This is a genomic window from Methylomusa anaerophila, from assembly GCF_003966895.1.
Taxonomy (GTDB): domain Bacteria; phylum Bacillota; class Negativicutes; order Sporomusales; family Sporomusaceae; genus Methylomusa; species Methylomusa anaerophila.
In genome coordinates this window covers 2,773,381-2,786,231 of the sequence record NZ_AP018449.1, presented here as the reverse complement: position 1 = coordinate 2,786,231, position 12,851 = coordinate 2,773,381, and the positions used below count along the sequence as shown (strand labels likewise).

Annotated in this window: 15 protein-coding genes; all 15 read right to left on the bottom strand. The window is 48.4% G+C overall.

Annotated elements, in window-relative coordinates:
* Window positions 1-135 precede the first annotated feature (135 nt).
* Window positions 136-1,314: a lysophospholipid transporter LplT gene (lplT, locus tag MAMMFC1_RS12585; RefSeq protein WP_126308840.1), complete on the bottom strand. Its 1,179-nt coding sequence runs from the start codon at window positions 1,312-1,314 to the stop codon at window positions 136-138.
* 63 nt (window positions 1,315-1,377) lie between these two features.
* Window positions 1,378-2,619 carry a lysophospholipid acyltransferase family protein gene (locus MAMMFC1_RS12580; protein WP_126308839.1) on the bottom strand — a complete coding sequence of 414 codons (1,242 nt, stop codon included), beginning with the start codon at window positions 2,617-2,619 and terminating at the stop codon, window positions 1,378-1,380.
* Between the two features lie 50 nt (window positions 2,620-2,669).
* Complete coding sequence (locus MAMMFC1_RS12575) at window positions 2,670-3,416, bottom strand: GNAT family N-acetyltransferase (protein ID WP_158618757.1); 747 nt, start codon at window positions 3,414-3,416, stop codon at window positions 2,670-2,672.
* Window positions 3,417-3,706: 290 nt separating this feature from the next.
* The gene (locus MAMMFC1_RS12570; RefSeq protein ID WP_126308837.1) at window positions 3,707-4,009 is read right to left on the bottom strand and encodes a WYL domain-containing protein; all 303 of its coding nucleotides are present in this window, start codon (window positions 4,007-4,009) and stop codon (window positions 3,707-3,709) included.
* A 70-nt stretch (window positions 4,010-4,079) separates the two neighbouring features.
* Window positions 4,080-4,967, bottom strand: a complete 888-nt coding sequence (locus MAMMFC1_RS12565; RefSeq protein ID WP_158618756.1) for a F0F1 ATP synthase subunit gamma — start codon at window positions 4,965-4,967, stop codon at window positions 4,080-4,082.
* Window positions 4,900-6,498, bottom strand: a complete 1,599-nt coding sequence (locus MAMMFC1_RS12560) for an alternate F1F0 ATPase, F1 subunit alpha (RefSeq protein WP_126308835.1) — start codon at window positions 6,496-6,498, stop codon at window positions 4,900-4,902. Before MAMMFC1_RS12560 ends, MAMMFC1_RS12565 begins: the two co-directional genes overlap by 68 nt.
* Window positions 6,482-7,273, bottom strand: a complete 792-nt coding sequence (locus MAMMFC1_RS12555) for a F0F1 ATP synthase subunit delta (RefSeq protein ID WP_126308834.1) — start codon at window positions 7,271-7,273, stop codon at window positions 6,482-6,484. Before MAMMFC1_RS12555 ends, MAMMFC1_RS12560 begins: the two co-directional genes overlap by 17 nt.
* 3 nt (window positions 7,274-7,276) lie before the next feature.
* Window positions 7,277-7,555, bottom strand: coding sequence for a F0F1 ATP synthase subunit C (locus tag MAMMFC1_RS12550; protein ID WP_126308833.1), 279 nt, complete (start codon window positions 7,553-7,555; stop codon window positions 7,277-7,279).
* 24 nt (window positions 7,556-7,579) lie between these two features.
* Window positions 7,580-8,251 carry a F0F1 ATP synthase subunit A gene (locus MAMMFC1_RS12545; RefSeq protein WP_126308832.1) on the bottom strand — a complete coding sequence of 224 codons (672 nt, stop codon included), beginning with the start codon at window positions 8,249-8,251 and terminating at the stop codon, window positions 7,580-7,582.
* Entirely contained in the window at window positions 8,235-8,531 is a 297-nt protein-coding gene (locus MAMMFC1_RS12540; protein ID WP_126308831.1) for an ATP synthase subunit I, read from the bottom strand. The genes MAMMFC1_RS12545 and MAMMFC1_RS12540 overlap by 17 nt, the downstream gene beginning before the upstream one ends.
* The gene (locus MAMMFC1_RS12535; RefSeq protein WP_126308830.1) at window positions 8,528-8,878 is read right to left on the bottom strand and encodes an AtpZ/AtpI family protein; all 351 of its coding nucleotides are present in this window, start codon (window positions 8,876-8,878) and stop codon (window positions 8,528-8,530) included. The genes MAMMFC1_RS12540 and MAMMFC1_RS12535 overlap by 4 nt, the downstream gene beginning before the upstream one ends.
* A complete protein-coding gene (locus MAMMFC1_RS12530; RefSeq protein ID WP_126308829.1) occupies window positions 8,865-9,278 on the bottom strand; it encodes a F0F1 ATP synthase subunit epsilon in 414 nt (137 codons plus the stop codon). Before MAMMFC1_RS12530 ends, MAMMFC1_RS12535 begins: the two co-directional genes overlap by 14 nt.
* Window positions 9,253-10,689: a F0F1 ATP synthase subunit beta gene (gene atpD, locus MAMMFC1_RS12525; protein WP_126310599.1), complete on the bottom strand. Its 1,437-nt coding sequence runs from the start codon at window positions 10,687-10,689 to the stop codon at window positions 9,253-9,255. Before atpD ends, MAMMFC1_RS12530 begins: the two co-directional genes overlap by 26 nt.
* 216 nt (window positions 10,690-10,905) lie before the next feature.
* Complete coding sequence (locus tag MAMMFC1_RS12520; RefSeq protein ID WP_126308828.1) at window positions 10,906-11,967, bottom strand: hypothetical protein; 1,062 nt, start codon at window positions 11,965-11,967, stop codon at window positions 10,906-10,908.
* Window positions 11,968-12,180: 213 nt separating this feature from the next.
* Window positions 12,181-12,816 (bottom strand): M23 family metallopeptidase, encoded by a 636-nt coding sequence (locus tag MAMMFC1_RS23020; protein WP_126308827.1) that lies wholly within the window; start codon window positions 12,814-12,816, stop codon window positions 12,181-12,183.
* Window positions 12,817-12,851: the final 35 nt, after the last annotated feature.

Genomic DNA, 12,851 nt, shown 5'->3' with positions numbered 1-12,851 from the left:
AAAACGAGCATAGCTAGGCGCACCGGAAGAGCCCGCCGCGCCGCGTACTTTGGGGGGTACGCAAGCCAGGGCTCTGAGGAGCAACGACGCTAGGCGAAGTTTTTCAACAGCCTGACCCGGTCTTTGCTCGCGAAATTATACGTTGCATATAGTGCCTCCCTTTCGGGAAGACAGGAATAAATACCCAACAAAGAATAAGAAACCCATACCGGTGACGCCTATACAGGTATTTGTGGCTACGCCCGTTTTGGTGGCTACGGTGTAGGCGCTTACGCCGGCAAACATGAATGTATTCTCCAGAAAGTTCTGGACGGCGATGGTCTTGCCCGTCCCGACAGTACGTTGACCTACCTGCTGCAGGCAGGCATTCATGGGCACAATGTAGATGCCTCCCAGCGCTCCAATCAGCAGCAGGAAGATAACAGCGGCCGGCAGACTGGTTATTTTTAGTAAAGCCAGGATCGACAGCCCCATGGCGAAACCGAACCAGACGGTACGCTGATAACTCCGGATGCTAACCAGGTATGGCGTAACCGCCGCCCCGATTACAATGCCTACGCCGGTGACGGCGATAATCAGGCTGATGGCCGAGCCGCTGGTTATTCCCAGCGTGAGCGGCGCCCAGGCAAAGATAATCATCCGGAGGACAGCGGAGGCAAGCCAGAAAGAACCCGTCCCCAGCAGGGAGTAATGGCTTTGACGCTGACTTAGCAAAGTGGCGGTATCGGCAATAAATTCGCGGATGGCGTTTCTATAGCTGATAGCCGTGTTGCCGGGATCCTCGGGGATTAAAGTGTTGGTGCCGACGGAGGCGCCGTATAAAAGCACACAGGTACCAAGCGCCAGGGGTATGGAGAGGTCGGCGAGAAAACCACCTGCCACCGAACCGGCCAGGATAGCTAAAATGGTATAGCTCTCCAAACCGGAATTCGCCCGGAGCAGATGATCCTCGCCCTGGGTGAGAAAGGGCAGCATGCCATATTTGGCAGGACTGTAAATCACTGCCCCCAACCCTACTACCGCGTAACTAAGAGCCGGGGAAAAATTCAGGAGCAATAGCAGGACACCGGCGGTTTTCACGATGTTGCCCACCTTGAGTATCCGGGCTTTTGGCTTTCGGTCGGCAAAACGGCCAACCCACGGCGATAAAAAAATGTAAGAAGCAAGAAAAGTACTTTGCACGAAAGGCAGGTAGAAATCAGGATAGGCATCCCGTATAATAATAGCTTGAATAATGAATAAGATCATATTGTCAACGAAAGCAGACAGAAATTGGGTGGCATACAATGCCCCCAGCGGTGACAGCCTAAGCATCCCGGGCAGCCTCCCTTAACAGCCAGCATTTGAAACATACATATAAAACTTACAGCCATTTTTTCAGATGCTTCGGAGTGGACTCATTTTTTGTTCGTAAAGCAGCGATATAGCAGCTTCCATCCGAACGGTTTGCTGTTCTTCTTCCAAAAAAAACCACCATGCATTAATATTATCACAGATCTCAAAGTCATCTCTGAATTCCGTGGAAATCGAAGGCATGGTTTCACAGGGAAAGAATAGTTCCGTCATTCGCCCGTCAATTGGACCCCAAAACCGCATGCCGTCTTTATTGAGGATAATTTCCCCATAGCCGCAGCTGCGATATTCACCATAATATTTGTCGGCAATGCGAAGGTCTTTTACTTTGACATGAATAGTAAAGCGGTCGTCGCGCAAAAGCGCAAGCATGTTATTGCGCTGCCAGGCATTCCATTTTACCGGATCGTCAAAAATAACGCTCTCGCCGTCAAGCGGCTGCAAAAAACCAGACTCGTCGATAACCGCCGTATTGCCGCACGCGCTGCAGTAAAGCCTGATTCCTTTGCTGCGCATCGTCCGCTCGGCGAAACAGCGCGGACATTGGTGCAAAACAAGATGGAGCCGCTCGGCCGCATTTTTATGATAATAATTTTCCCGGGCGGTGCGATTCCATTCATAATCGTTATATGTCAACGCCTGGCAAATAATATCATATATTTCCTGAACATCCATTTTACAAATCTCTTCTGTTGTCAGAATCGGTTTAGCAACCGTCTCCACACTGCCGGACCGCCAGAAGGAAGACCAACGGGGCCAAATAAAATAGCCGCCCCTTGTCCTGACGGACACAACCGGAACTTTGAACTTCTTAATCAATTTCGCCACTGAATCGGGTATCGGGCAGCATTTCCCGTCAATTGAGCGACGCCCTTCCGGAAATATGCCCACGGCGTCCCCCCTGGAAATGGCTTCCACCATCATGCGCGCCGAACGTATGTCGGGATAAAACTGTATTTTGGGAATTGCGCCGAATATATTTAATACCTGCCTCACAATTGGCAACCGGAAATAATAATTGGAAGTAAGAAAATAACAGGGATAGGGTGATATAACATGCTGCACCAGCGCCGGATCAAAATTGGATGTATGATTTCCCAGTACGATGAATGGCGGCTTCATTCCCCGCATGCCGCTGCGGTCAACCCTCAATTGAGCTCTGAGTTTGAATACCCAATATACAATCACATGGGCCGCTCCGATTTGCAGTAGTGCCAATATTTTTCGTTTAAGCCGAGTGGCGGCTTGACTTAGAAAAGGCTTCATTAATTGTTGACCTCTTATATTATTCAGTTTCAATGTGATTTAGAGTTGACTCATGATACCCATTTCGGGTATTTCTCAGTATTAAAAATCGTGAAAAAATCAACTACCGGCGGGTTAAAGTCAACATCAATCGACGGTTCACTAATAAATTCCGCGCCATATTTATGATATGCCAGCATTAGGGTCGACATCTTGCTGAATACCTCCCTTTCAGTGAATGCCGCCATCGTGTAACCCCTTAACTCCGCTTCGTTGATTTCAAAATGTTTTTTAGGTTTTATTCCAAAAGAGACATTAACGACTTTCTTATTTATCAAGTACTCTGTTATCATTCTGATATGCTGCTTTGAGTTGCAAGACACGGTTGTAAGACCAATCAAATAATCATGGGGATATAGCTTCAGATATGCGCCCACACCGGCAAAAAGCATTTTAAATACTTTTGTATTCCTGTACTGCAAATCTATACAGGCCCGCCCAAGTTCCAAAACCTTGCTTCTTTGACGGCTTAAGTTGCCAATATCAAACCATTGTTCCGAATAGAAACCGGCATTTCCCTGCAGCTTTTTTCCCGATAAAAATCGGAACGTGCTGACACACCGGTTTGCTTCTACATCGCGGATAATCAAATGGTCACAAATTTCATCGTAACTATCATACTCCTGCTCGCATTGGGCGTTTTTACCAATAAGATTGAGTTCTTTATGATAAACATCATGTCGCAGTCTATATACTTGTTCCTTTTCGTCTGAAGTTTCGGCTAGTTTCACCAGATATTTTCCTTCTTCTATACGCATGATCGCCATGCCTCCCCAACTCATTTATAGTCAGCTGTCAAAAAGCATTTCACCAACAGCCTTTTATCATTTGCAACACATTTTTTCGTCAATGAATCCCCCCCCTGTTAAAGCTAATACTAAATATAATTCTATCGCCTAGTTCTTCCGGAAATGATTAAGTTTCGGTTAACTATTGTTAATTCTTTGTAATGATCCCAGCAAACTCACTAAACATAAAAAGCCGCCAAAATTAGCGGCTTCAGCTTCATTCCGGTTCCGGAAATCTCCACTTTTCCTTTTGCGGCTTATTATTCATTCACCGGTACAGCACAAAATATCTTGCTTATAGCCGGATTGGAACTGTATCCATCTTTTCGCGGATTAAATTTTTTATCTATCGTAGCTATATTGGTCATTCCCGATACTTTAAACAACCGCCAGCCAATAGCGTCATTGGGATTATTGCCGCCCGCGATTTGATAGGCCTGCAATACGGGTTCACCAACCGAACTGACCCCGTAACAAAATGGTTCTACTGTGTGCACTCCTCCTTCGTAATCAAATTTTAATACCTGGTTTTCCAAAATTGCCGAATAAATGATTGCATTCACTATAAAACCAACCTCCTAATTATTTTTCCAGAGACATACCATCATACCATGAATGATTCCGCCTGACCTGTCATCTATCTGTATCACGCGCCAAGGCATCGAATCCGAAAACCAGGTCAAATAATTCTTCCGTAATGGAACTTTGGCGTTCCTCGTTATATATGCCCCGCAGTTGCGCCAACAAATCATCGATATTTTTTGTTGCCCGCTGCATTGACGCCAATCGGCCGATATTTTCACTTACCAGGGAACCGGTACAAACCCGGCACAGGGAAATAAATAAATATTCCCTGATGAACAATTGAAAAGCCTCATTATGTTCTTGGACAACCTGAGGCAGCTTGTTTGTCGGCCACGGTTGCTCCTCCAGTCCGGCCAACCATTGCAGGTCAATGGGTAAAAGCTGCTGGACCGTCGGCTGGTAGCCGGTACCGGCTAAAGGTTTATTGTAAAAAATAGAGAGTTGATGGATTGCTCCTGTTTGACGTTTTCTGTCAATATCGAGCACTATGCTGCCAATGAGGGAAACAATCCCATTGGCTGAGTCGGGCACACGATACTGCTTTTCAATAGCCAGTTTATCCTGGATCTTCAGAGTGATGCGCTCGCCAACCGCCCACACGCTTATATTCCCGTTAGTCGGTCCCCATTTATCCATAATGAGGCTGGCCAGGGAATCGTTAAATTGTCCTACCATCCCCTGATCGGAACCAAAAATGACAATCCCGACGCCGCCGGCGGCCTGTCTGTAGCCAGGAGATAATAAAACCGGACGATACTGGCGCAAAATCCCAATGAGCCCCAACTCAATTGTGCGGTAATATTCCGATAAGGATTGGTCGACTTTTTCGTAAATCCCGATGTTGACTACAGCTAACGCTTTCATCGTGTCAACTACCGACTGAAGTTCCATTGCGCTCTTTATCTTCCGTTGCAGAATATCCAGCGTTTGTGCCATCATTTACCTCCCAGCCGGCAAAACGTCTTTTTAGCATTGCCAGGATGATGTCGCGGTCCTGCTCTGTCAAAATTTTTCCCGTAAGAATACGCTCCCGGATCTCCTGCGGCATCTCGGCGGCAGTTTGGATAACGGCTTGTTCCAATACCGGCAGATGATCCAAAGGAATTTCATCAAAAAGTCGGGCGGTTAATGCCAGCAATAAGGTTATTTGCTGCTCTACCGTCAGCGGCTGATAGCGCGGCTGTTTCAAACAGGAACGGATACGGTGTCCATGCTCCAGTATCCTGCGGGTTTGGTCGTCCAGCCTGGTGCCAAACCGGGAAAAAATCTCCAGTTCTTCAAATTGGGAATAGGCTAGTTTCAGATCACCGGCTACGGACCGATAGGCTTTAATCTGAGCTTTCCCGCCGACACGGGAAACTGACTTTCCCACATCCACGGCCGGCAACATTCCTTTTTGGAAAAGGTTTGGCGATAGGTACAGCTGTCCATCGGTAATTGATATAAGATTGGTGGGAATATAGGCGGAAATATTCTGGGCCTCGGTCTGAATGATCGGCAGGGCGGTTAGTGAGCCGCCGCCGCTTTCCCCTCTTAATTGGGTGGAACGTTCCAACAACCGGGAATGGATATAAAAAATATCGCCGGGATAAGCTTCCCGCCCGGGGGGCCGGCGCAAAAGCAGGGAAATTTCCCGGTATGTGGTGGCATGGTTGGTCAAATCGTCATAAACGATGAGAACGTCCCGCCCTTGTTCCATAAAGTACTCACCAATGGCTGTGGCGGCATAGGGCGCAATATAACGCAGCCCCGGCGGCTCGTTTCCTTCGGCGATAACAACCACAGTATAGTCCAATGCTCCCCTGTCTGTCAACTCCGCAATTAATCCGGCCAGCGAGGCCCCACGCTGCCCAATCCCGCAATACACACAAATTACGCCGGTATCCCGCTGATTGATGATGGTGTCAACAGCGATCGCCGTTTTCCCCGTCTGGCGATCCCCCAGGATGAGCTGTCGCTGCCCCCGGCCGATGGGAATCAGAGCGTCAATTACTTTAATACCCGTTTGCAGCGGCACCGTAATCGGCGAACGATCCATAATCCGCGGCGCTTCTCTTTCGATAGGCAGCCGTTTTTTACCAGCCAGCGGACCTTTATCATCCAGCGGTTTACCCAGAGGGTCAATAACCCGGCCCAGCAGCCCTTCGCCCACCGGCACGTCCGCCACCCGGCCGGTCCGTTGCACTTGGGCGCCGGCTTCCAGGTCCGGGTTATCTCCCAGGAGAACAACTCCCACTTCCTTGTCATCCAGGTTAAAAACGATTCCCGCCAGGTCGTCGGTAAATTGCACCAGTTCTTCCAGTTCCGCCCCAGGCAATCCCTCTATCCAGGCAATGCCGTTGGCTAAGGACTTAACAGTGCCGGTTTCCCGCCAGGCAATAACAGGTTTATATTCCCGGGCGGCCTGTTGCAAAGCATTAAACGTGTTATCCAGAATCGCTGACAGTCCTTCAGCTTCGCGCCACATTGTCGTTTTTCTTCCTCTCCAGTATTTCCTTCATGCTTTGGCGTAAGGATGACAGATAATTCCCTATTGTCCAGGAAACCTTTTGCCCGCCTACCGCCAGTTCAAGGCCACCGGCCATTTCCGGCGCCACTTGAAAAATGATCCGCGCAGCACCGGGTATTTCCTGTTGCAGCACCTTTTCAACCGACTGCCGTGACACTGCCGATAAGGGAAAAGCGCTGCGAACCAGCAGGGGATTCTCAGCGTTATAGAGAAAACCGGCGGTTTCTTCCTTGTTTCTCTCTTTGTCCTGAACAAACTCTTTAAACTTGCGAATAAAAACATGAACCATCTGTTCTTCCAGATCGGCGCCGGCCAGATCGGCCAAGGTCTGCCGGGCGACCGCAAAGACTTCTTGCTGCGCTTTGGCCTCCAGCTGATTCAAGAAGGCTTGCTGCTCATTTTCAAGAGCGTTGTACCAGGCCGCCTGTTTTTTCTTTACTTCGTTTTTGGCCTCTTCCAACAGAGTTTGATATTTCTGATCGGCTTCCACTTCGGCCTTTTTCAGCATTGCCGTTGTTTGCTGCTGCAACGCTTGGGTTTTATCCTGAAAAAGCGTTTTTTCCCTTTCGGCCTCCACCTTGGCGGCGGCAGCGTTTTCAAGATTGGCGGCAATTTTCTGTTCGCGTTCATCCATGGCCTTAAGGATAGGTCGGAAAAGAAAACGTTTTAAAAGCAACACCAGGATAAGAAAGTTAATTATCTGGGCACCGACAGTAAACCAATCAATCAGCATAACTTAACCCCCGGCTTTAGAAATAACATAGTTCCAAAATGGGTTTGCAAAAATAAGAATCATGGAGATAACAAAGCAGTAAATGGCCATGGATTCAATCATCGCCAGACCGACAAACAGAGTGCGCGAAATGGTACCGGCCTCGTCCGGTTGCTGGGCAATGGCAGTAAGGGCCGTCGCCACCGCCCGGCCTTCGCCGAGTGCCGGCCCGATACTGCCGATACTGATTGTGAAGCCTATCATAATAATAGAAGCAACCGCTACCATAGTGACACCATCCATATTTCTTCTACCTCCTGTTTATTTTCAGCCTTCCCGGCCGCTGACCGCCGCCGCAATATACACCATAGCCAAAATCGTAAAGATATAAGCCTGAACCAGACCTGTCAATAACCCCAGCAGCTTGATGACAACCGGAAAAATCAGCGGCGCTACGGCCAGGATGATTCCTACTATCATGGCATCACTAACCATGTTGCCAAACAGCCTTACTGCCAGGGCCAGCGTACGGGAAAAATCGGTAATGATATTGAAAGGGAGCATGATGACCGTAGGCTCGATATACCGTTTCAGGTAACCTTTCGTCCCCCTTTCGGCTATGCCGTAAAGGGGAACGGCAATGAACACGCAAATGGCTAAAGCCGCTGTGGTCGAGAGGGATGCAGTTGGTGATTCGTAGCCGGGAATGACGGTGCAAATAGCCGCAAAGACGGTAAACAAAAACAAGGTTACCAGGAAATTAAGATATTTATCGGGTTTTGGCAGACCGACTTCCTGAATTTGGCCCCGGATAAATATGACCACAATCTCCATGGCGTTCTGCCAGCGGGTAATCTGTATCCCGGTTGAAAGCCTTCTGGTTATCAGCCACGCGCCAAACGCCATAACGAGCATCAGCCCCCAGGTTGTTACAATGGTGGAATTAATTTTGATAAAACCGTGTTGCCAATAGATCACTTCATCAGGAGTAAGATTCATCTTGGACCCTTTCTCCTTCCCTTGGCGGCTGAAAGCGCCGCATGACAACTGTCCTGGCCGTTAAAAAGCCCAGCATATAACAGCCTATCCGAATAGGGTCGCCGCCGGCAATATAAGAAAGTGCCAGTATAACCATCCCGGCCCGAACCAGAAAACTGATTATGAATAACATTTTCGTCCGTCTGAATGAAACGCCTCGGACAACAGTCCACCATAAACCGCCAAAGAAGATAATACCAAATACCAACCCGGCCCCAAAGGAAACCACAAGCATTGTCATCCGTCATCCTCCTCGCGGTGAATTTTCTGGCGTTCTTTCTCCACCCAGCGCCAGGCATTGAAACAACCCAGGATCAGCCCTGCCAGTAAAAAGGTCAAAGTCCATGAATACTGCCGGGGGTAATTCCTGTCCAGCCAGATCCCTAAAAGGGTTCCCAAAAGACAGGGAACTACCACCGACCAGCCAACCAGTCCGAATACACTAAATCCGAACCAGATGTTTTTGAACTTCCGGAGCCGTTTTCTAAGTTTCCTGGCCGCTTTGTTCTCCACCGCATCTTTTAGGGCGGTATCATATTCTTCTGTAGTTATTTTCGCAGTTATTTTTTGACGCTTATTCTGAACCATAACGTTTTAACTCCATAAACCGGCGGATAAAACTATTTTCCAGTCCGGCCAATGCCATACGGACGCTTTTTTCCTGTTCATTTAATTTCATAAATTGCGCCTCTACCGCTTGTCGCAGATTTTCCAACTCGTCTCCCGCTATTGCGTTACGTACCGAGACCAGTACCTCAAACCCGCACTTTACAAGCATACCGGCATCAACAGCCAGGTAGGACTCTCCCGCCGGATCTGTTTCATAAGTTAGTATCCCCGGCACCAGATCGGCTACACAGTCCAACCGGCGTGGCAACAAACCAAGAGAGCCTTGCCGGGTTTCAACGACAATTCGTTTAACGCCTTCCTGCTGCCAAAAAATCTGGTGGGGAAGAATGACTTTAAGATGCATTGCCGGCACTTCCATCCACTTTCTCCTTTTGTCCGTCATCGTCCCGGGGCCTAGCGGAAGATTTGTTTTCAGCTTCACTAATAGCGCCTATCATATAAAACGCGTTTTCAGGTAAATCCTGATATTTATCTGCCAGTATTTGCTCACATCCATCCAGCGCTTCTTCCAAACTAACCATTTTCCCTTTCAGGCCTGAGAACTGTTCCGTGGTAACAAACGGCTGGGTCAGAAAACGTTCCAGCTTTCTGGCCCGGTATACAATGTTTCGATTTTCCTGGGAAATTTCCTCAATCCCCAGCATGGCGATTATATCTTTCAGTTCTTCATATTCGGCAAGGGTTTTCCTTATTTCCTGGGCCAATGTATAATGCCGTTTGCCGACGATATTGGGCGACAGCATTTTGGAAGAGGATTGCAACGGGTCAATAGCCGGAAACAACCCTTCACTGGCCCGTTTACGCGACAAAACAATAGAGGCGGAAAGATGCGAAAAGGTATGCACCACCGCCGGGTCGGTAAAATCGTCGGCCGGGACATATACGGCCTGAATAGAGGTAATAGCCCCGGTATCAGTGCTGGCAATACGCTCCTGCAACTCATAAAGTTCCGTACTCATAGTTGGCTGATAGCCAAGGCGGGAAGGTATCTGTCCCAGGAGGGCGGATATTTCTGAACCCGCCTGAATAAAGCGGAAAATATTATCAATCAGCAAGAGCACGTCCTGCCGTTCATCATCACGGAAATATTCGGCCATTGTTAAAGCGGCGTTCCCGATGCGAAAGCGGCACCCCGGGGGTTCATCCATCTGCCCGTAAAGCAGTACTGTGTTGGGTAGAACACCGGCCTGCCGCATGTCCCGGTAAAGCTCCTCGCCTTCGCGGCAGCGTTCGCCAATACCGCAGAATATGCTCACTCCATGATGACGTCCTCTGGTATTATTAATCATCTCGGTCAAGAGGACGGTCTTCCCCACGCCGGCGCCGCCAAACAGTCCCGCCTTCCCGCCTCGTTCAAGGGGTACAAGAACATCAATAGCTTTAATGCCTGTTGCAAAGACTTCCGATTTGGCCGAACGCCTCACCAGCGTTGGCGGCGGATTATGAACCGAGCGCCACTCAACGCCGGTAACTTCATCTTGATGATCAATGGCTTGCCCAAAAACATTAAACATGCGGGACAGTATGTTCTTTCCCACCGGCGCCTGCAGGGGCGAACCCGTACTATAAACCTTGGTTCCCCTGGCAAGTCCCCGGGTCGGAGTTAAAGCAACCCCCCGGGCGCGGTGAAGCCCAAGATGGGCCAATATTTCGATATGGATAGCGCCTTCCCTGCCGGCTTGCAGTATGGTATGGATGAAAGGCAAGTCGCCGTCAAATATAATATCAACGATAGTGCCCCGCACCGATGCAACAACGCCTTGAATCACAACCGCTTTATGTTTGTCCCTTTTATCTTCAACCTTGCTCTGTTCCACAATCAATCACCTCCTGCCGGGTCATCCTGGCAAATCCGGGCTATCCCTCTGCTAAACTGGGGGTTAATTAATCGTTTAATAACATTTTTCTACAGATATTATTTATTTCCTTTTAATCATTTGAAATTTTATGTAAAAAATTTGGTATTCTCCGTTATAGACTATAACTCACTGTGGCAGAATAATAAGTTTCACCGGTAAATTTGATGCTCCCGGCGGGCTGAAAGTAAAGGATAACGGATCACCACTGTCATAAGTACCCAAGAAAGCAAAATCTTTTTGTTTATTGTTCCCGAAATATATCCTGTCCAGTGGCGTTGCCCTCGGACTCCAGTTCACCTCAGGATGGTTTATTCCTATGGCGCCGGCGTAATCCCCGCCCCTTGGCGCAAGATAATAGGCGATTCTGCCGCCACTTTTCGAAGGAAGCAAAATTTGATAGACAACACCATAATTTCCATAGTTAACAACTTCCGTTCCATCGGTTGCGTCGATCCCCTTCAAGTAAACGTCGACTTCATTGTCAGCCAAAGTTAAGGCTACGGCGCCGTCCCAAGCCGGATCATAAACGCTGACGGGAGAAAGTTGCCTGTTTGCGCCTTCAAAAGTGCCGCGCAAATGCCAGCGGTCAGACGAAAGCACCTTCGCCGTCCGGGAAAATTTTACACAATCTTCGGTTACGGGTAACATCAGGACTTTGACGGTTATGGGGCGATCAGCCGTAAAGTCATAAATGCCATGAATCAACATATGGGGCAAAATCGCATTTTCACTTATGCTTGCCGACAGTGGCACCATTCCCCCGGGAGGAACATCTATCTGATAAGCCGGGCTGCCGGCAAGGTATGATGTCAGCGTTTCCTTTCCTACCGTCATCCAGCCATACCCTGGCCCGCCCAAACTAGAGCGGCTGACAGTAATATGAGCAACTTCATGGCCTTTATTTTCCAGAATCACCCCCATTTTTTTTACATCTCTGGATGCATTCACATGATAAAAAAAGAGACGCACATCCCCTTGCACCATATCCTGGTACAAAATGCCATCATCTGCTACCATCTCCGGACTATCAGAAAGCAGAAGTTTACCGCCAAGGGAACTGTTTTTCACTTCCCACTCCCGCAGACTGTTTATATCCAGCCCAATTGGTCCAAGGGCCGCAGCACTGGCTTGACTTCCCAGACCCACTATCACCATTACAGACAAAACCAGCTTTGTTACATATTTCATCCTGCACCTCCGCACCGATAACGAAAACAACATACTTATCTCTAAGGCAGTTTATGTCATAAATTCTACTAAAATGTAAATTATCCTGCAATAAACTCACAGGGACAAGGTGCAAATTAAAAATCTTATGGTAAGTGCTCTGAAAATGTTCCGGCCCGGTATCATTATCATCCCCATTATTCATTATTCCTATAAACTAAGCGAACGTGCCGCTTAATACAGAACCATAAAGCCAATAGGATCAACAGCGGTGCCATTTACTCTGACTTCATAATGAACATGCGGGCCTGTACTTTTCCCTGTACTGCCCACATAAGAAATAATCTGACCCTTTCTCACACTTTGACCGACGCTTACTATTATGCTGGAGTTATGTCCATAAATAGTTGCAATGCCGTTGCCATGATCAATTTGCACGATATTACCATAGCCCTCGGAGTATCCACTCTCCACAACCTTACCATCAGCAGTGGCAACGACAGGCGTACCCATACTGTTGGCAATGTCAATCCCCGGATGAAATTCATTACCGTCGCCCCAAGGGGAAATACGCCAGCCAAAACCCGAGGTGACTGCGCCGCTAACCGGCCAGATGGAAGGCTTAGTCGCCAATTTATCAGTACTCCTGGCCATTTTTTCAATGTCTTGCGTCTGTCCGCCTCCGCTAGGCCGGACAGGTTCCAACTTAGATGTTGCACTACTGCCCGCACTGATTGCCCGGTGATGGGTAAAAATTCCTGTCAATAGGATAAGTAAGCACAACAGCGAAACAATCCATCTGACAGAAACAACAGGCAGCCGCCTGCTGCCTACTTGCTGCTCATTATGCGTTTTGGGCAGAATATGCATTACTGCATCTCCTCCTTTAGAAAAATATAGCCGCC

Coding starts and splice junctions, on each gene's coding strand:
- lplT (WP_126308840.1), bottom strand. CDS start 1,314: ATGCTTAGGCTGTCACCGCTGGGGGCATTGTATGCCACCCAATTTCTG.
- MAMMFC1_RS12580 (WP_126308839.1), bottom strand. CDS start 2,619: ATGAAGCCTTTTCTAAGTCAAGCCGCCACTCGGCTTAAACGAAAAATA.
- MAMMFC1_RS12575 (WP_158618757.1), bottom strand. CDS start 3,416: ATGCGTATAGAAGAAGGAAAATATCTGGTGAAACTAGCCGAAACTTCA.
- MAMMFC1_RS12565 (WP_158618756.1), bottom strand. CDS start 4,967: ATGGCACAAACGCTGGATATTCTGCAACGGAAGATAAAGAGCGCAATG.
- MAMMFC1_RS12560 (WP_126308835.1), bottom strand. CDS start 6,498: ATGTGGCGCGAAGCTGAAGGACTGTCAGCGATTCTGGATAACACGTTT.
- MAMMFC1_RS12555 (WP_126308834.1), bottom strand. CDS start 7,273: ATGCTGATTGATTGGTTTACTGTCGGTGCCCAGATAATTAACTTTCTT.
- MAMMFC1_RS12550 (WP_126308833.1), bottom strand. CDS start 7,555: ATGGATGGTGTCACTATGGTAGCGGTTGCTTCTATTATTATGATAGGC.
- MAMMFC1_RS12545 (WP_126308832.1), bottom strand. CDS start 8,251: ATGAATCTTACTCCTGATGAAGTGATCTATTGGCAACACGGTTTTATC.
- MAMMFC1_RS12540 (WP_126308831.1), bottom strand. CDS start 8,531: ATGACAATGCTTGTGGTTTCCTTTGGGGCCGGGTTGGTATTTGGTATT.
- MAMMFC1_RS12535 (WP_126308830.1), bottom strand. CDS start 8,878: ATGGTTCAGAATAAGCGTCAAAAAATAACTGCGAAAATAACTACAGAA.
- MAMMFC1_RS12530 (WP_126308829.1), bottom strand. CDS start 9,278: ATGGAAGTGCCGGCAATGCATCTTAAAGTCATTCTTCCCCACCAGATT.
- MAMMFC1_RS12520 (WP_126308828.1), bottom strand. CDS start 11,967: ATGAAATATGTAACAAAGCTGGTTTTGTCTGTAATGGTGATAGTGGGT.
- MAMMFC1_RS23020 (WP_126308827.1), bottom strand. CDS start 12,816: ATGCATATTCTGCCCAAAACGCATAATGAGCAGCAAGTAGGCAGCAGG.